This is a genomic window from Leifsonia sp. P73, assembly GCF_051059105.1.
GTDB lineage: Bacteria > Actinomycetota > Actinomycetes > Actinomycetales > Microbacteriaceae > Leifsonia.
In genome coordinates this window covers 3,059,706-3,077,662 of the sequence record NZ_CP194931.1, presented here as the reverse complement: position 1 = coordinate 3,077,662, position 17,957 = coordinate 3,059,706, and the positions used below count along the sequence as shown (strand labels likewise).

14 protein-coding genes and 1 pseudogene are annotated in these 17,957 nt (G+C 71.9%); 4 read left to right on the top strand and 11 right to left on the bottom strand.

Features of this window, described 5'->3' with window-relative positions:
- The 5 genes and pseudogenes from iolD to iolC all read right to left on the bottom strand — a co-directional run bounded on the left by iolD (position 1) and on the right by iolC (position 6,341).
- Positions 1–1,923, bottom strand: a complete 1,923-nt coding sequence (gene iolD / locus ACQ86L_RS15810) for a 3D-(3,5/4)-trihydroxycyclohexane-1,2-dione acylhydrolase (decyclizing) (protein WP_434316264.1) — start codon at positions 1,921–1,923, stop codon at positions 1–3.
- Positions 1,920–2,842, bottom strand: a pseudogene (gene iolB, locus ACQ86L_RS15805) (5-deoxy-glucuronate isomerase). The gene iolD and the pseudogene iolB overlap by 4 nt, the downstream one beginning before the upstream one ends.
- An 11-nt stretch (positions 2,843–2,853) precedes the next feature.
- Positions 2,854–4,404: a CoA-acylating methylmalonate-semialdehyde dehydrogenase gene (locus ACQ86L_RS15800; RefSeq protein ID WP_434316263.1), complete on the bottom strand. Its 1,551-nt coding sequence runs from the start codon at positions 4,402–4,404 to the stop codon at positions 2,854–2,856.
- Positions 4,405–4,447: 43 nt separating this feature from the next.
- Positions 4,448–5,368: a class I fructose-bisphosphate aldolase gene (locus tag ACQ86L_RS15795; protein ID WP_434316262.1), complete on the bottom strand. Its 921-nt coding sequence runs from the start codon at positions 5,366–5,368 to the stop codon at positions 4,448–4,450.
- Complete coding sequence (gene iolC, locus ACQ86L_RS15790; protein ID WP_434316261.1) at positions 5,355–6,341, bottom strand: 5-dehydro-2-deoxygluconokinase; 987 nt, start codon at positions 6,339–6,341, stop codon at positions 5,355–5,357. Before iolC ends, ACQ86L_RS15795 begins: the two co-directional genes overlap by 14 nt.
- Before the next feature lie 96 nt (positions 6,342–6,437).
- Here iolC and ACQ86L_RS15785 point away from each other — a divergent pair, with 96 nt between their 5' ends.
- On the top strand, positions 6,438–6,851 hold the full coding sequence (locus ACQ86L_RS15785; protein WP_434316260.1) for a tautomerase family protein: 414 nt from the start codon (positions 6,438–6,440) through the stop codon (positions 6,849–6,851).
- Between the two features lie 4 nt (positions 6,852–6,855).
- Here the strand turns inward: ACQ86L_RS15785 and nhaA are convergent, their stop codons facing one another.
- Together nhaA and ACQ86L_RS15775 are read right to left on the bottom strand one after the other, a co-directional pair.
- Positions 6,856–8,724 carry a Na+/H+ antiporter NhaA gene (gene nhaA, locus ACQ86L_RS15780; RefSeq protein WP_434316259.1) on the bottom strand — a complete coding sequence of 623 codons (1,869 nt, stop codon included), beginning with the start codon at positions 8,722–8,724 and terminating at the stop codon, positions 6,856–6,858.
- A gap of 137 nt (positions 8,725–8,861) precedes the next feature.
- Positions 8,862–9,728: a helix-turn-helix domain-containing protein gene (locus ACQ86L_RS15775; protein ID WP_434316258.1), complete on the bottom strand. Its 867-nt coding sequence runs from the start codon at positions 9,726–9,728 to the stop codon at positions 8,862–8,864.
- A gap of 134 nt (positions 9,729–9,862) precedes the next feature.
- Here ACQ86L_RS15775 and ACQ86L_RS15770 point away from each other — a divergent pair, with 134 nt between their 5' ends.
- Positions 9,863–10,894 (top strand): NAD-dependent epimerase/dehydratase family protein, encoded by a 1,032-nt coding sequence (locus tag ACQ86L_RS15770; protein ID WP_434316257.1) that lies wholly within the window; start codon positions 9,863–9,865, stop codon positions 10,892–10,894.
- A gap of 64 nt (positions 10,895–10,958) precedes the next feature.
- On the opposite strand, the gene ACQ86L_RS15765 is transcribed toward ACQ86L_RS15770, so the two are convergent.
- On the bottom strand, positions 10,959–11,714 hold the full coding sequence (locus ACQ86L_RS15765) for an AfsR/SARP family transcriptional regulator (RefSeq protein WP_434316256.1): 756 nt from the start codon (positions 11,712–11,714) through the stop codon (positions 10,959–10,961).
- Between the two features lie 49 nt (positions 11,715–11,763).
- Here ACQ86L_RS15765 and ACQ86L_RS15760 point away from each other — a divergent pair, with 49 nt between their 5' ends.
- Together ACQ86L_RS15760 and ACQ86L_RS15755 are read left to right on the top strand one after the other, a co-directional pair.
- On the top strand, positions 11,764–11,922 hold the full coding sequence (locus ACQ86L_RS15760) for a DUF1059 domain-containing protein (RefSeq protein WP_185275210.1): 159 nt from the start codon (positions 11,764–11,766) through the stop codon (positions 11,920–11,922).
- 17 nt (positions 11,923–11,939) lie between these two features.
- Positions 11,940–12,797 (top strand): sulfurtransferase, encoded by an 858-nt coding sequence (locus ACQ86L_RS15755; protein ID WP_434316255.1) that lies wholly within the window; start codon positions 11,940–11,942, stop codon positions 12,795–12,797.
- 7 nt (positions 12,798–12,804) lie between these two features.
- Here the strand turns inward: ACQ86L_RS15755 and ACQ86L_RS15750 are convergent, their stop codons facing one another.
- The 3 genes from ACQ86L_RS15750 to ACQ86L_RS15740 all read right to left on the bottom strand — a co-directional run bounded on the left by ACQ86L_RS15750 (position 12,805) and on the right by ACQ86L_RS15740 (position 17,825).
- Positions 12,805–13,620 (bottom strand): ABC transporter permease, encoded by an 816-nt coding sequence (locus ACQ86L_RS15750; protein WP_434316254.1) that lies wholly within the window; start codon positions 13,618–13,620, stop codon positions 12,805–12,807.
- On the bottom strand, positions 13,617–14,498 hold the full coding sequence (locus tag ACQ86L_RS15745; protein WP_434316253.1) for an ABC transporter ATP-binding protein: 882 nt from the start codon (positions 14,496–14,498) through the stop codon (positions 13,617–13,619). Before ACQ86L_RS15745 ends, ACQ86L_RS15750 begins: the two co-directional genes overlap by 4 nt.
- 300 nt (positions 14,499–14,798) lie before the next feature.
- The gene (locus ACQ86L_RS15740) at positions 14,799–17,825 is read right to left on the bottom strand and encodes an FAD-binding and (Fe-S)-binding domain-containing protein (protein ID WP_434316252.1); all 3,027 of its coding nucleotides are present in this window, start codon (positions 17,823–17,825) and stop codon (positions 14,799–14,801) included.
- Positions 17,826–17,957 lie beyond the last annotated feature (132 nt).

Sequence of the window (17,957 nt, the reverse complement as noted above, 5' to 3'; positions counted from 1 at the left end):
TCAACCGAGCAGGGGCCGCTGCTGCTTCTGCTGTCGGATGTAGGCGGCGCGGGCGGTCCGCGTGCTCTCCAGCGCGGAGACCTCCGCGACCGGGACGTCCCACCAGCCCTCGCCATCGGGCGCATAGACGAACGGGTCGGAGTCGATGTGGATCAGCGTGGAGGTCGTGGATGCCTTGGCCGCCGTGACGGCCTCCTCCAGCCGGGCGGCGGCATCGGGGCCGGGCGCGAGCTCGATCACGTCGATGCCGAAGCTGCGTGCGTTGGCGGCGAGGTCGACGGGAAGGAAGTCCCCGCGCTCGAAATTCCTCTCGGCCTCGTCGCGGTACCGGTAGCGCGTGCCGTAGCGCTGCGAGCCGACTGTCTCGGAGAGGTGCCCGATCGAGGCGTAGCCGTGGTTCTGGATGAGCACGACGACGATCTTGATGCCCTCCGCGACGGCGGTCGCGAGCTCGGTGTGCAGCATCAGGTAGGAGCCGTCGCCGACCAGGACGATGACGTCGCGGTCGTCGCCGGCCGCTTCCAGCCCGCGTTTGACGCCCATCCCACCGGCGATCTCGTAGCCCATGCACGAGAACGCGTACTCGACGTGGTAGCCGAGCGGGTCGCGGACGCGCCACAGCTTGTGGAGGTCGCCGGGCAGGGAGCCCGCCGCCTGCACGACGACGTCGCGCGGGTCGGAGGCGCGCTGGACCGCCCCGATGATCTGCGGCTGCCCGATGAGCGCGGACTCGCCTTCAAGAGCGGTCGGCGCGAGCGCCGTGTCGGCGACGGCGTCCCACTCCGATTTCTCCTCGGCGATCCACGTCGCGTAGCCGGGGTGCACCGTGTACCCGGCGATGGCCTCGGCCAGCGCCGTGAGCGCTTGCCGAGCGTCCGCGATCAGCGGGAGCTGCGAGCCGTGCTTGTAGGCGTCGAACGGCGCGATGTTGAGGTTCACGAACCGCACGTCCGGGTTCTGGAAGACCGTACGGCTGGCGGTGGTGAAGTCGCTGTAGCGGGTGCCGACGCCGATGACGAGGTCGGCCTGCGCCGTGATCCGGTTGGCGGCGGTGGTGCCGGTCGCGCCGACGCCGCCGAGGTACTGCGGGTGGTCCCAGCTCAGCGAGCCCCCGCCGGCCTGCGTGGTGCCTACTGGGATGCCGGTGGCCTCCACGAACGCGCGCAGCGCGTCCTCCGCCCCCGAGTACAGGACCCCGCCGCCCGCGACGATCACGGGACGCTGCGCGCTGCGGATCGCGTCGACGGCCGCCTGCAGCGCCCAGCCCTCCGGAAGCGGACGGCGGATGTGCCACTCCCGGGGAGCGAGGAACTCCACCGGGACGTCGAGCGCCTCGGCCTGCACGTCCTCGGGCAGCGCGATGGTCACCGCTCCGGTCTCGGCCGGGTCGGTCAGCACGCGCATCGCCGCGAGCGCGATGGAGAAGAGCTGCTCCGGCCGCTGCACGCGGTCGAAGAACCGCGACACCGGCCGGAAGGCGTCCGTCACCTGCATGCCGAGGTCGTGCGGGTGCTCCAGCTGCTGGAGCACCGGATCGGCGACGCGCGTCGCGAAGGTGTCGGACGGCAGAAGCAGTGCCGGGAGGCGGTTCGCCGTCGCGAGGGCGGCGCCGGTGATCATGTTGGCGGCGCCCGGCCCGACCGACGCGGCCGAGGCGAGCGTGGCCCGGCGGCGATGGATGCGCGCGAAGCCGACCGCCTGGTGGACCATCGCCTGCTCGTTGCGCGCCTGGTAGTACGGCATCCGGGCCGCGTCCTGCACGTTCGCCTGCTTGAGCGCCTGCCCGATGCCGGCGACGTTGCCGTGCCCGAAGATGCCGAGCATCCCGGGGATGGTGCGCTCGCGCACGTCTCCGTCGACGGTCCACTGATTGGCGAGGAACTCGACGAGCGCCTGGGCCACCGTCATCCTGCGGGTCGTCATCGGGCGGCTCCTTCGGTGGTGGGGGCGGTGGTCATCGTGCTCGTCGAATACGGGAGGCGGGGGTCCTGCTCCGCGACCTCCCACGTGCTGCGCACCCACGCCTGGCGCGGATCGTCGCTGATCAGCCAGGCGCGCTCCTCGCCGGGGCCGGCCATGACGTTGAGGTAGTAGAGGTCGTACTCGGGCGCGGCGACCGCGGGACCGTGGTAGCCGAACGGCACCAGGGCGATGTCGCCGGTGCGCACGAGCGCGTTGGTCTCGATGTCCCCCGCGGTCGAGCGATAGGTGGCGAAGCTGCCGAAGGCGTCGGCTGTCGCCGGAGCGTTCGCACCGCGCACCGGAGCCGACTCGAAGTAGTAGATCTCCTCGAGCCGGGACTCGTGGCCCGGCACGTCCTCGTCGTGTTTGTGCGCGGGATGGGACGACCAGTTGCCGGCCGGAGTGATGACCTCGCACACGATCAGGGAGACCGCGTCCAAGGCGCCCGGAGTGCCGAAGTTGTGCACCTGACGGCTGTCCCGGCCGGCGCCGCGCAGCTCGACGGGCACCGCATCCTTCGCGATGTACACCGACGGCTTGCGCACGCGCGTCGGTGCCTCCGCCACGGCGATCCGGCCGAACCCGCTGATCGTCAGACCGTTCCCGGCGCCGACATAGACCACATCGGTCGGCCCGTCGAACACGCTCGACCGGCCCGCGAGATGGGTGGTCTCCCCTCGTGCCCGACCGCGAACGTTCCGGCGAGCGGGACGACGATGCGCTCGACGTCACCGGCCTCCAGCTCGACCGCGTTGCCGGCGAGCTCCGCGACCCGGAGCCCGGTGTGCTGCCAGCCGTCGAGGGTGTCGTCGACCACGGACTCCCACCAGCGGTCGGTCAGCGCGCCGCGCGGAAAGAACCATTCGTTGTGCTCTGCCATGTCCGCGATCCTCAGGTGTTCTGCGGGAAGCCGAGGTTGATGCCGCCGTGCGTCGCCGGGTCGAGCCAGCGGCTGGTGATCGCCTTCTCTCGGGTGAAGAAGTCGAAGCCGTGCACGCCGTACGCCTTGGCGTCGCCGAACAGGGAGGCCTTCCAGCCGCCGAACGAGTGGTAGGCGACCGGGACAGGGATGGGCACGTTGATGCCGATCATGCCGACCTGCACCTCGTTCTGGAATCGCCGCGCGGCGCCGCCGTCGTTGGTGAAGATCGCCGTGCCGTTGCCGAACCGACCGGAGTTGATGAGGTCGAGCCCTTCCTGGAACGTCTGCACGCGCACGACGGAGAGCACCGGCCCGAAGATCTCCTCACGGTAGGCGACGGAGGTGATCGGGATGTTGTCGATCAGGGTCGGTCCGAAGAAGAAGCCGTCCTCGTGGCCCTCGACGGTGAAGCCGCGGCCGTCGACCACGATGTCCGCGCCGTCAGCCTCAGCGATGTCGACGTAGCCGGACACCTTGTCGCGGTGCACGCCGGTGATCAGCGGCCCCATGTCCGGCTCGCCCCGGCCGTCGCCCGCGCCGTTGCCGATGCGCAGCTTTCCGATGCGCTCGGTGATCTTCGCGATGAGGTCGTCCGCGACCGGCTCCACGGCGAGCACGACCGAGACGGCCATGCAGCGCTCGCCCGCCGCGCCGTACCCGGCGTTGACCGCCTGGTCGGCGACCAGGTCGAGGTCGGCGTCGGGCAGCACCAGCATGTGGTTCTTCGCGCCGCCGAGCGCCTGAACGCGCTTGCCGTTCTTCGCCGCCGTCTCGTAGATGTACTTCGCGATCGGGGTCGACCCGACGAACGAGATGGACTGGACGACCGGGCTGTTCAGCAGGCCGTCGACGGCGAGCTTGTCGCCCTGGAGCACAGTGAAGACGCCGTCCGGGAGGCCGGCCTCCTTCCACAGCCTGGCGAGCCACAGCGCCGCCGACGGGTCCTTCTCGGACGGCTTGAGCACGACCGCGTTGCCCGCCGCGATCGCGACGGGGAAGAACCACATCGGCACCATCGCCGGGAAGTTGAACGGGGAGATGACGCCCACGACGCCGAGCGGCTGCTTCAGCGAGTACACGTCGATGCCGGTGGACGCGTTCTCGGAGTAGGCGCCCTTGATCAGGTGCGGGAACCCGGTCGCCAGCTCCACGACCTCCTGGCCGCGCAGGATCTCGCCCATCGCGTCGGAGAGCACCTTGCCGTGCTCCGCGGTGATGATCGACGCCAGCTCGCCCTTGCGCGCGTTCAGCAGCTCGCGGAAGGCGAAGAGCACCGACTGCCGCCGGGCGATGGAGTACTGCCCCCACACCTCGAACCCACGCTGCGCCGACGCGATCGCCTCGTCGATCTCGGTTTGATCGGCGAGGGCGACGTTCGCCGTCGCGACGCCGAGGGCCGGGTTGAAGACCGGAGCGGTGCGCCCGCTCGTGGAGGGCCGCTCGGCGCCGTCGATCCAGTGCGGGATCGTCGGCAGCTCGCCCGCGGCGACGGGGGTTGTAGAGGTGTCGGTGCTGGTCATGGTGTCGTTCCTTCGAGGTGCTGCGTGCGGTGAGCGGGCCGGATCAGCGGCCGTGGACGAGGGAGGCGGCGATGTCGACGGCGCGGCCGACGTCCCCGTCCTTCGGATAGAGGAGGGTACGCCCGACGACGAGCCCGTGCACGCCCGGGAGGGCGAGCGCAGCCTCCCACGACGCGAAGGTCTCCTCGGGCGCGGCGTCGGTGTCGCCGCCGAGCAGGAGCGTGGGCAGCGTGGTCGCCGCCATGACGCGTTCCATCTCGGGAACGACCGGGAGCTTCAGCCAGGTGTACGCCGACGAGGCGCCCAGGCCGGAGGCGATGGCCACCGAGTGGATCACCGCGTCCGTCGTGAGGTCGTTGACGATCCGGCCGTCGCTCCAGCGGCTCATGAACGGTTCGAGGAGGATCGGGAGCCGCGCCCGGGCCGCCGCGGTGACCGCGTGCGCCGTCGCCTCCAGCGTGCGGGCCGTGCCGGCGTCCTCCAGGTTGACGCGGACGAGCAGTTTGGCCGCGTCCACGCCGTCGTGCACCATCGCGTCGACGTCGTAGCCGGTGTAGCGGTCGTCCATCTCGAAGACGGCGCCGCGGAGGCCGCCGCGATTCATCGAGCCCACGGCGATCTTGTCGTCGAGGGCGCCGAGCAGCGCCAGGTCTTCGATGATGTCGGGGGTGCCGAGCACGCCGTCCACCCCCGGGCGGGACAGCGCGAGCGCGAGCCGCTGGAGGAGGTCGTAGCGGTCGGCCATCGCGATCGGGTCGTCGCCGACGCCGAGGGCGCCGCGGGCCGGATGGTCGGCCGCGACGATGAAGAGGCGGCCGTCGTCGCGGACCAGCGGGCGCCGGGTGCGCGCGGCGAGCACGGTCGCGACGTCGTCGGGGCTGGTGTGGCGGCGGGCGCGGAGGCGCTCGAAGGCGGCCTCGTCGATGATCGGAGCGGAGCCGGCGATCAGGTCAGCTGTGGACATTCTGGAGCTCCTTCAGCACCGATTCGACCTCGGCGGTCGTCGGCATGGCGGTGGAGCACTCTCGCCGCGTGGCGACGATGGCTCCGGCGATGTTGGCGAAGCGGATGACCCGCTCCAGCGACCAGTCCTGCAGCAGGCCGTAGCAGAGCGCGCCGCCGAAGCCGTCGCCCGCGCCGAGGCCGTTGACGACCTCCACGAAGTACGGAGGCACCTCCACCGTCTCCTCGCGCGTCTTGGCGAGCACGCCGCGCGGGCCCTGCTTGACGACGGCCAGCTCGACGCCGCGGTCGAGAAGGGCGTCGGCCGCCCGCATCGGCTCGGTCTCGCCGACCGCGATCTCGCACTCTTCGCGGTTGCCGACCGCGACGGTGACCTGGCCGAGCGCTCGCTCCACCTCGGCCGTGGCTGTCGCCCCGCTCGGCCAGAACATCGGCCGGTAGTCGAGGTCGAGGACCGTGAGCGGTCGCCGACCCCGCGCCTCCCACGCCACATGGTGCGCGGCGCGGCTCGGGTCGCGGGACAGGCCCGTCACGGTCGACCAGTAGATGCGGGCACGGCTGATCGCGTCGAGGTCGAGGTCCTTCGCCGTGATGGCGAGGTCGGGAGCGAGCGGATCGCGGTAGAAGTACAGCGGGAAGTCGTCCGGCGGGAAGATCTCACAGAAAGTCACCGGCGTCTTGAGGGTGTCGACCGTGCCGACGAAGCGGTCGTCGACTCCCAGCCGGCGCAGCTCGCGGTGGGCGTAGCGCCCGAACGGGTCGTCGCCGGTGGCGGTGATCACTGCCGAGCGCAGGCCCTGCCGTGCTGCGGCGATCGAGACGTTGGTCGCACTGCCGCCGAGGAACTTGCCGAACGTCTCGACGTCCTCCAGCCCGACCCCGTCTTGCAGGGGGTAGAGGTCGACGCCGATGCGCCCGATGGTGATCAGGTCGAACGGCTCCCCCTGCTGGGTCAGGTCGCGAGGCTCGGTCATGTCGCGGAACTCCTTCATCGGGGACGTGCTGTGGTTCGTGTCAGAAGCGTATCATTTGACAGGACAAACTATCAATCTGCCACAACGGAGGTCCCCATGCCCCTCGTCCGCATCGAACTCCAGGAGGGCCGCCCGGCGTCCGCCGTCCGCGCCATCGCCGACGCCGTCCACGACGCCATCGTGAGCGAGTACCGCATCCCCCGGCGCGACCGGTTCCAGATCGTCACCGAGCGCCCGGCGGGCACGATCATCGCGGAGGACGCCGGACTCGGCTTCGAGCGCAGCGACGGCGTGGTCGTCATCCAGATCTTCACGCAGCGCGGCCGCGCGACCGAGGCCAAGCGGAGCTTGTTCGCCGAGATCGCACGACGGCTCGGGGAGGTCGGCGTCGCCGGGGAGGACGTCTTCATCGGCTACATCGAGAACGGCCCGGAGGACTGGTCGTTCGGCTTCGGGAGGTCGCAGTACCTGACCGGGGAGCTCGCCGTGCCGGGCGCGGCGGTGGCCTGAGCCATCACGGCGCCGCGACGCTCGCCTGCAGCGCCCGGATGAGCGACTGCGCGTCGTACGGGCCCATGTGGCGGCGGCCGTTGATGAAGAAGGTCGGCACGGCGGTGATGTCCATCGCCTCCGCGTCGAGCATGTCGTCCCGGACGCGCGCGGCCACCTCCGGCGAGCTCAGGTCGGCCTCGAACCGCTCCAGGTCGAGGCCGAGCTCGACCGCACGGCGCATGATGTCCGACGGGAGCTGGTGCTCCTGGTCGGCGAACAGGCTGCGCTCGAACTCGAAGAACCTGCCCTGCCGGGCGGCCGCCTCCGAGGCCTCCGCCGCGGCGAGCGCGTTCGGATGGAACCGCGTCAGCGGGGCGTGCCGCCAGACGTAGCGGAGGTTGTCGCCGAGCACCTCGCGCACTTCGCCGACCGATCCGGTGGCCTTGAGGCAGAAGCCGCACTGGAAGTCGCCGTACTCCACGATCGTGAACGGCGCGTTCGGGTCGCCGAAGACGTGGTCGCGCCTCGGGTCGACCGGACGCACGAGCGTGAGCCCCATCTCCTCCTTGGGCCGGTGAACGTCGGAGAGACGGAACACGATCGTCGCGACCGCGAACGCGATGACCGTCGCCGCCAGCACGCCGACCCGGGCGGCGTTCTGGGCGGCCACCTCCGGGATGGCGAGGTCCACGATGAACAGGGAGATGGTGAAGCCGATCCCGCACAGGGCGGCGCCGCCGGCCAGCCGGTCCACCGTGAGGCCCGGGCCGAACTCGCCGATCCGCAGCGCCCGCAGCAGCACGGTCGAGCCGAACACGCCGACGAACTTACCGACCACGAGCCCGGCGACCACGCCCCACGCCAACGGGGAGACCACTGCGCCGGCCAGGATGTCGCCGTTCAGCCGTACGCCCGCGTTGGCGAGTGCGAACAGCGGGAGCACCACGTACGCGACGTACGGCGACCACGCCGACTGCAGCCGCTCGTTGATGGAGATGGACTCCCGCAGACTGTTGGCCGCAGCCCGGGCATACTCGGTGTTCGGCGACTGCCGGAACGTCCTCGCCAGGTCGAGCGCGTGCTCGACGTCCCGCCGGTTGGGCCGGTACACCGGGATCAACAGGGCGATCGCGACCCCGGCCAGCGTCGGGTGGACGCCCGACGCGAGGAACGCCAGCCAGACGATCACGGCGAGCGTCCCGTAGACCGGCCCGCGGCCGCCGCGAAGGTACCGCGTGAAGTACACACCGACCAACCCGACCGCCGCGACGATCAGCGGCACCGGGTTGAAGTCCTTCGTGTACACCAGCGCGATGATGCTCAGCGCGCCGATGTCGTCCACCACGGCGAGTGCGAGCAGGAACACCCGGAGGCGGCCGACCGCGCGCGGCCCGATCAGGGCGAGGCCGCCGACCAGGAAGGCCGTGTCAGTCGAGATCACGACACCCCAGGCGTTGGCGTGGCCGGTCCCCATCGCGAACAGCACGAAGATGACCGCCGGCACCGCCAGCCCGAAGATCGCCGCGACGACGGGGACGACCGCGCGCGACCAGCTCGTGAGCTCGCCGATCGCGAACTCGCGCCGCACCTCCAGCCCCACGGTGAAGAAGAAGATCGCCATGAGCGCGTCGTTGACGAGGGCATGGAGCGTGAAGTCGAGGTGGAGGTCGCCCAGCCCGAGCGTGAGGTGCGTCTCCCAGAAATGCTCGTAGCCGGTGAAGGAGATGTTCGCCCAGACGATGGCGATGAGCGTCGCGAGCAGCAGGAGCAGCGCGCCGATGCGGCTGCGTCCCATCGCCCGGAACCGCTCGGCCAGGGTGGGCCGGCGGTCGCGGGACGTGCCGACGGCCTCCGGATCCGGCGAGCGCTGGATCAGCGTCAGGTTCGTCATGGTCCATCTCAACGCTTTCGGCGCGAGAGCGCCAGACCCCCGGGACCCGAGGCGCGTGGACGAAGCGGGTGGAGGACTCTGGAAATCGAACCAGACACGTCGCCCCGATAGGCGAGTCCCCCGTGGATCACTCCACCTTACAAGCCCGAGCGCTCGGTCGCGGGCGCCTCCGCTGTGTCGGCCAGCGCTCCCAGCAGCCGCAGCTTCTCCGCGTCGGCGTCCGTGGCGGCGTGATAGAGCACGAGCACGATCCCGTCGGTGCCGGTGACCTGCAGCTTCTCGCGGTGCACCGCGAGCGGCCCGACCTGGGGATGCTGGAACGCGAAGGTCGCGCCCTGGCGTTCGCGGACGTCGTGCCGGCTCCACAGCCTCCGGAACACCGGGCTGGCGATCGACAGCTCGCCGACCAGCTCGACCACGCGCGCGTCGTCCGCGTCGGCGCCGACCGAGCGCCGGAAGCCCGCGATCAGCACGGCGGAGGCGGCCTCCCAGTCGGGGAAGAGCGCCTGCTCGGCCGGGTCGAGGAAGACGTCGCGCATCCGGTTGCGTCCGGGGACCAGCCGCGGCGAGAGCGCGGAGGCGAGGGCGTTGGCGGCGAGCACGTCGAGGTAGCGGCCCTCCACGAACGCCGGGAACGGGAGTTGCGGCACGAGGGCGCCCAAGCTCTCCGGAAGCGTCTCGGCCCGCGGGCGGCGCGGCCGGCGCGGGGCCCGGTCGCTGTCCGGCAGCCCGAGCAGGTATGTGGTCGCCTCCTCGTCCAGCTGCAGCACGCGCGCGATCGAGCGAAGCACCTGCCCGGACGGGTTGCGGTCGCGGCCCTGCTCCAGGCGGAGGTAGTACTCGGCGCTGATGCCGGACAGCATCGCGACCTCCTCGCGGCGGAGGCCGGCCACGCGGCGCGTGCCGAGAACGGGGATGCCGACGCTCTCGGGCGAGACCAGTTCGCGGCGGGCGCGCAGGAACTCCCCAAGCAGGTTGCCCTGCCCCTCCGCCTCGACGTTCATGCGGTCCACGCTACGCGGAGCCGGGCCGGGCAGGGTGTCCCTCCGGCTACCAGTGTGGACAGGGGTCTGGATGCGTCCGGCCGGCGGGGGAACCATCGAAGGGTCAGCACCCGACCCGACCGAAAGGACCGAGCATGGCAGACCAGCGCCTCCTCGTCACCGGCGGCTCCGGCTTCATCGCCGGGCACATCATCCTTCAGCTTCTCGGCAGCGGCCACGAGGTCCGCGCCACCATCCGCTCGCTCGACCGCGAGGACGCCGCGCGCGCCGCTCTGGCCGAGGCGGGGATGACGAACGGCGACGCGCTGCGCTTTGTCGCGGCCGACCTCCTGGACGACGCCGGCTGGGCCGACGCGGTGGAGGGCGTCGACGCGGTCCTGCACGTCGCCTCCCCCGTCCACCTGGGTCCGGTCGAAGACGAGGACGACGTGATCGTGCCGGCGCGAGAGGGCACGCTGCGGGTGCTGCGCGCCGCCCGGGACGCGGGGCTGCCGCGCGTCGTGCTCACCTCCGCGTTCCACGCGGTCGGGTTCGGTCACCCTCCCCTCGACCGCGCGTTCACGGAGGCGGACTGGTCGCCGCTCGACGGCCCGGGGATGGACGCCTACGGGCGCAGCAAGGTGCTCGCCGAGCGCGCGGCGTGGGAGCTGCTCGACGGCGGCCCCACCGAGCTGGTCACGATGCTCCCGGTCGCGGTCGTCGGGCCGCTGATCGGCACCGGTCTCTCGGGCGCGAACCACCTGGTGCGGCGCGTGCTCACGGGCGAGCTGCCCGCGTATCCGGACTTCGCCGTCCCGTTCGTGGATGTGCGCGACGTCGCCGCGGCGCACATCGCCGCGATCACCGCCGAGGGCGCGGCGGGCGAGCGTTTCCTGCTCGCGTCCCAGGAGGACGCGGTGCCGCTCGCGGAGGTCGGAGCCGCGCTGCGGGACGGGCTCGGCGCGCGCGCGAGCCGGGTGCCTGCGGCGACGGCGCTGCTTCCCGATGCCGCGGTGCGCGCGGCGGCGGAGGCGAACCCGGGGATGCGGTCGATGGCGGCCGAGCTCGGGTACCGGAAGAAGGTGTCGAGCGAGAAGGCGCGCCGCGTGCTCGGGTTCGAGCCGCGGCCGTGGGAGGAGGCCGTCCTCTCCGCCGCCGAAAGCATGCTCGCGAAGGGCGTCGCCTGACGTCGAAGGGCACGTAAACGCCCTTAAAGCGCGGTTTTAGGGGCGTTACGTGCCCTTCGGCGGCTCAGGAGTCGGCGAGGAGGGACGCGTAAAGCTGCTGGGTGGCGGGGGTCGGGGAGACTCCCAGCTCGTCCCGCAGCAGCGCGCGCAACTCGCCGTACACCGCCACCGCCGCGCCGACATCCCCCTGCCGCTGGAGCGCCCGCATGAGCACCTGGTAGCCGGTCTCGCGCAGCGGTGCGACCGACACCAGGCGGCGCCCCGCGCGCACGGCGGCAGGAAGCTCGGTTCCGCCCATCTCCAGGGTCGCGACCCCGTAGGCGTCCAGCGCGCGTACGAGGATGTCGGCGAGCGTGCGGCGCTCCTCCGCGATCCAGCCGGCGTCCTCGCCGGGCAGGAACTCCCGCTGGGCCACCAGCATCGCGCCGATCGCGGGACCCCACGCCGCCGCCCAGTGCCCGAGGGCGACCTGCGACTCGGCGCGGTGGACGGCCTGCTCCGCCCACTCCACATCCACGTGGGCGTCGTCGCCCAGCTCCAGCCGCAGCGCCGCCCGCCCCTCCAGCGCGTCGGCGCCGAGCAGCCGCCGCAGCTTGGACACCAGCGGGTTCAGCCCGGCGCCGTGGACGGCGACCGCGCCGGGCCAAACCGCTTCGCCCAACTCGTCGCGGGTGCACGGGCGGTGCCGGTTGAGCACGAGGTACGCGAACAGGAGCCGCCCCTGGCGGCCAGGGAGGCCGTCCTCCAGCCGCTCCCCCGCCACTTCAAGGTGCAGTGTCCCGCAGAGCTGCACCCGGACTCCACCGGACGCCAACGTCATGCCAACATTCTGCCAACGGGCCCTGCGTAGAACTATGAGGGAGGACGAGATGACCAGGATCATCCGGTGCGAATGCGGCTACATCGCCCGCGGCGAGACCGACGCCGAGGTCGTCGACGACATCAGCGCCCACATGCGGTCCGACCATCCTGCCCTCTTCCAGGCAGTCGCGCGGGAGGACCTGCTCGGCTGGATCCAGTTGGAGTGAGCCGCAGGGAGGCCGCCATGAGCTCCATCACCACCACCACTCCCCGAGCCGGCGTGCGCGCCGATGCTCCCCTCGACCCCGTCCCGCTCGTTCGGCCGGACTGGCTCGAATCCCACCTCGCGGACCCCGGCGTCCGCGTCATCGAGGTGGACGTGAACGCCACCGCCTACACGTCGGGCCACCTTCCCGGCGCCGTGCTCTGGAATCCGTACGCGGACCTCAAAGGTCCGGACTACCGGCCGGTCGCGGACGACGCGATCCGCGCGCTCTTCGAGCGATCCGGCATCACCCCGGACACGACGGTCGTGTTCTACGGTTACGCCCCGTCGCTCGGGTTCTGGCTGATGACGCTGTTCCGGCACGCGGACGCGCGCATCCTCGACACCTCCCGTGCGGTCTGGCAGGAGGCCGGCCGGCCCTGGACCACGGAGATGCCGGACGTGGCGCCCTCCCGCTATCCGCTTCCCGCTCCGGACGACGCGATCCGGGCCAGCGCCGCCGGCGTGCGCGCGGCGATCGACCGCGCAGGCACCACGATCGTGGACTCCCGGAGCGCCGCCGAGTACACCGGCGAGCGCTTCTGGCCGTCCGGGACCCCGGAGCCGGGAGGCCGCGCGGGACGCATCCCGTCGGCGGTGAACGTGGACGCGGCCGGCGTGTTCGACGAGCGCGGCCGGTTCCGCGACCGCGACACGCTGGCGGGCATGTTCGCCGCGGTCGAGCCCGACGCGGAGGTCATCACCTACTGCACGATCGGCAACCGCGGCTCTGCCGAGTGGTTCGCGCTGCGCTACCTGCTCGGGCACCCGAACGTGCGGGTCTACGACGGGTCGTGGGCGGAGTGGGGGCACGACCCGGACACGCCCATCGAGTGAGTCCGCGTCACTGGCCGTCCTTCCGGATCCACCGGAAGGACAGCCGGCACGCGACCAGCCCGGCGACGAGCCAGATCAGCAGCACCACCGCGATCCAGCCGAGCTGCCAGCTCCCGCTCGGCTCGGCCGCCTCGAAGCTCGCCGGGAGGAACACGCTCCGCATCCCCTGCGCGATCCACTTGAGCGGGAACAGGCTGGCGATGTTCTGCAGCCAGGTCGGCAGCAGGTTGAAGGCCAGGTAGACGCCCGAGATGAACTGCAGCACCAGCACGATCGGGATGATGACCGCCGTCGCGCTCTTGCCCGTGCGCGGCACCGCGGAGAGCGCGATGCCCAGCACGGCGGATGTGACGATGCCGAGCGCGTAGATCCAGGCGAAGCGCAGCCAGGCCTGCGGGTCGGTCGGCAGCGCCACCCCGAACAGCACCCGGGCGACGAACAGCAGCAGCGCGATCTGGAGGATGCTCGTCGCGATGACCTGGCCCATCTTGCCCAGGAAGTACGAGACGACCGGCAGCGGGGTGCCGCCCAGGCGCTTCAGCGTCCCGTCGCTCTTCTCCACGGCGATGTCGACGGCGAGGTTCTGCACCCCGCTGAGGAGGATGCCGGCGGCGATCATCCCGGGCAGGTAGTAGGCGGCCTGCGTGATGCCGCCGCTGCCGTCGGGGGCGGCGCCGCCCTTGCCGAGACCCTGGAACGCGACGGAGAAGATCCCGAGCATGACCACCGGGAACAAGAACGTGAAGAAGATGGTGTCCGCCTGGCGGAAGTACACGAGCACCTCGTAGCGGATGCGGGCCCAGCCCAGCGCGACCGAGGTCATGCGGCCATCTCCTCGCCGGCGCGCTCGTCCGCCTCCCGCACCAGTGCGAGGTAGATGTCCTCCAGGCTGGGGCGGATGACCTCCAGGTCGCGGGGCTCCCCGCCGGCCTCGGCGGCGAGCCGGGCGACCAGCGCTCCGGGCGCGTCGGTGCGTTCCTCGTGCGGGGCGCCGGTGGAGTCGCGCCAGCGGACGATCGGGACGCGCGCCGCCGCCCCGCCGATCGCGTCCACCGCGCCGATGTCGAGCAGCGCGCCGTGCGCGATCACGGCGGCCCGGTCGCTCAGCTGCGCGGCCTCGTCGAGATAGTGGGTGGTGAGGAGGATGGTCGTGCCCTCCCGCTTCAGCCCGCGCACCAGCTCCCAGAACTGCCGCCGGGCCTCCGGGTCGAATCCGGTCGTCGGCTCGTCGAGGAAGAGCAGTTCCGGGCGCCCGATCACCCCGAGGGCGACATCCAGCCTCCGGCGCTGCCCTCCCGACAGGTTGCGGATGCGGACCTTCGCTTTCTCCTCCAGCCCGACGGCGGCGATGACCTCCTCGACGTCGCGGCTGCGCGGGTAGTAGCGCGCGAACTGCGTGAGCTGCTCACGGACGGTCACGTTCGCGGCCTCGGCCCCGGACTGCAGGACGATCCCGAGCCGCGCCTTCCACGCGGTGCCGGCCTTGCCCGGGTCGGCCCCGAGCACGCTCGCCTCGCCGCCAGACCGGTCGCGGTAGCCCTCCAGGATCTCGATGGTCGTGCTCTTGCCCGCACCGTTCGGCCCGAGCAGCGCGAAGGTCTCGCCGTCGGCGATCTCGAAGTCGACGCCGCGCAGGGCCTCGAAGGACCCGTACGACTTGCGGAGGCCGCGCACGACCACCGCGGGAGGACGCACACTCATGCGCCCATCATGCCGTTCCCTCCCCTCCTCCCGCAGCAGTCCTCTGCCGAGGGGCACGTAAACGCCCCTCAAACGCACTCTGAGGGGCGTTTACGTGCCCTTCGGCGGAGGGTGGGTCGAGTTCCGCGATGACAGTGAATCCGGGGTTCGGGCATCGACTTTCTGCGCGTATCGGATAACACTTGCGCATGACGCAGACCTCCCCGGCACCATGGCGATGCGGAGCCGGGGCGACCAAGCGGCGGGGACGAGTGTTTCGGGACCTCGTCCCCGCCTTGGCCTGGCCCGTCCGGCCTCCGCTCACGAGCGCTGCCGCACCCGGTCGGAGGAGAGCGCACGCTCGACCGCGGGTGCCGGGACGCGCTCGGCGGCGCGGCCCGGGCGGTCTACGCGAACGGGCACACCTCGTCGCGAGCCGAACTGCAGCGCGAGCACCTCGGCGAGGTGCAGCGGCCGCTGACCCGGGCCGAGCGTGTCGGCGAGCTGCTCCACCTGCGTGCGGCAGCTGAAGCCGTCGGCGATCACACGCGCGTCGGCGCCCGCCTCCCGGAGGGCGGGCAGCAGCGCGTGCTCCGCGGCCGCCGCCGACACGTCCAGGTGGCCGGCCTCGAACCCGAAGTTGCCGGCGAGGCCGCAGCAGCCCTCCACGGTGGTGGTCTCGATTCCGGCGGCGTCGAGGATGGCCTGGTCCGCCGCGAAACCGCCGACCGCGTGCTGGTGGCAGTGCGGCTGCACCACCGCGCTGCCGCCGACGTGCGGAGGCGACCACTCGGGTGTCCGCTGCAGCAGCTCGGCGAAGGAGGTCGCCCGCTCCGCGACGACGGCGACGTTCGGGTCGTCCGGCAGCAGCTCCGGCGCGTCCGAGCGGAACACCGCGAGGCAGCTCGGCTCCAGCCCGACCAGCGGGACGCCGTCGCCCAGCGCCGCGGCGAGCGCCGCCGCCGTGTGCGCGAGCATCCTCCCCGCCGTCGCGAGCTGCCCGGTCGAGATCCAGGTCAGCCCGCAACACAGGTGCCCCGGCGGCAGCACGACGCGGTGGCCGGCGTCCTCCAGCACGGCGACCGCCGCGCGGCCGATGGACGGGTGGAAGTTGTCGGTGAAGGTGTCCGGCCAGATCATCACGTCGCCCAGCGGCGCGGCAGGCGCGGGCGGCCGGGCGGCGAACCAGTCCGTGAAGCGCTGCGGCGCGAACCGCGGCACCGGACGGTCGGGCTCCACACCGCCGAGGCGCTTCGCGACGCGCGCGACGCCAGGGAGGCGGGCGAGCCGGTTCACGAGGGACGGGGCGACGCTCGCCATCCGCGCCCAGACCGGCAGCCAGCCCATCGTGTAGTGGGCGGCCGGGCGCAGCCTCCCCGCGTAGTGGTGCGACAGGAACTCGGCCTTGTAGGTCGCCATGTCGACGTTCACCGGGCAGTCGGTCTTGCAGCCCTTGCACGACAGGCACAGGTCGAGGGCGTCCTTCACCTCGGTGGAGCGCCAGCCGTCGGCGATCGGGCTCTCCCGGTACTGACCCTCCAGCATCTCGAAGAGCAGCCGCGACCGCCCGCGCGTGGAGTGCTCCTCCTCGTTCGTGGCGCGGAACGACGGGCACATGACGTTGCCGCTGTGGCTGCGGCAGTTGCCGACGCCCACGCAGCGCAGGGCGGCGCGGTCGAACTGCCCGCGATCCTTCGGGTAGGAGAAGTGCAGCTCGACGTCGACCTTCGGGCCGTAGCCGGCGCCGAGCCGGAGGTCCTCGGTCGGCAGGTTGGGGCGCACGACCTTGCCCGGGTTCATCCGGTCGTGCGGGTCGAACAGCGCCTTGAACCGCTCGAACAGCCGGACGACCTCCTCGCCGAACATGATCGGCAGCAGCGCGCCGCGCGCCTGCCCGTCGCCGTGCTCGCCGGAGAGCGACCCGCCGTACTGCGCGACCAGCTCCGCGCCGCGGCCGATGAACGCGCGGTAGTGCGCGATCCCCTCCTCGGTGACCAGGTCGAACGGGATGCGGCAGTGCAGGCAGCCCTGCCCGAAGTGGCCGTAGCGGGACACGTTCTCGTAACCGAACTCGTGGAGGAGCCGGCCGAAGTCGCGCAGGTAGTCGCCCAGGCGCTCCGGGGGCACGGCGGCGTCCTCCCAGCCCTCCCAGGTGTCGGGCCGGCCGGGCATCCACGCGGTGGCGCCGAGCCCGGCCTCGCGCACCTCCAGGATCTCCTTCTGCTGCGTGGGATCGTCGAAGACGCGATCGTCCGGCACGACGTCCCGCTCGCGCAGCACGGCGACCGCCCGCTGCGCCTTCGCGTCGGACTCCTCCCGGCTGTCGCCGCCGAACTCGCACACCAGCCAGCCGTCGCCCTCGGGGAGCAGGTGCAGCGCCTCCACGTTCTGCCGCTTGGTCTTCTGGTCGTTGACCAGCACGCTGTCGATGCCCTCGATGGTGAGCGGGTCGTGCACGGCGATCGTCGGGGCGGCGTCGGCGGCGTCCTCGATGCTCGGGAAGCCGAGCACCAGGAAGGTGCGCGCCGGCGGCAGCGGCACCAGGTCGAGCTCGGCTCGCAGCACCGTGACCAGCGTGGACTCCGAGCCGACCAGCGCCCTGCCCACGTCGAAGCCCGCCTCCGGAAGCAACGAGTCCAGGTTGTAGCCCGAGACCCGGCGCGGGATGCGCGGGTAGCGCTCGCGGATCAGGTCGCCGTCCTCCTCGGCGAGGTCGCGCATCGCCGTGTAGAGCTCCGCGACCCGGCCGCCTTCGACCTGGATGCGCTCGAACTCCTCGGTGGAGGTCGGCCCGGCCCAGAACCGGTCGCCCTCGTAGGTCAGCACCTCCAGCCGGCGCACGTTGTCGTCCGTCTTGCCGTAGGCCTGCGCGCTGGAGCCGCACGAGTTGTTGCCGATCATCCCGCCGAGCGTGCAGTGCGAGTGCGTCGCCGGCTTGGGGCCGAACTGGAGGCCGTGCGGGGCGAGGATCGCGTTGAGGTCGTCGAGCACGATGCCGGGCTCGACCACGGCCACGCGCGCGTCGACATCGAGGGAGAGCACCCGGTTGCAGTACTTGCTCCAGTCGATGACGACGCCGTGGTTGGTGCACTCGCCGGCGAGGCTCGTGCCGCCGCCGCGGCTGAAGACGGGGGCGGCGAACTCGCGGCAGACGGCGATGGCCTCCACCGCGGCCTCCACGGTGCGCGGGATGACGACGCCGATCGGCACCTGCCGGTAGTTGGAGGCGTCGGTCGAATAGGCGGCGCGGCTGCCGTCGTCGAAGCGCACCTCCCCGTCGACCCGGTCGGCGAGCGCGCTTGCCAGCGTGCGGACGTCCACGCCGCCGGAGGTGATGGTGCTCGTCATGGTCGCGCCTCCCTGTCGCCCGAGGCCTCCATTGGGATGGAATGCCCTGGTGGGATGGAATGCCCTGGGGCCGCCGAGCGCAAGGGGTTGAACGAATCCGGAGGCGGCGGAGCATCGGAGTCGGGCACCGAC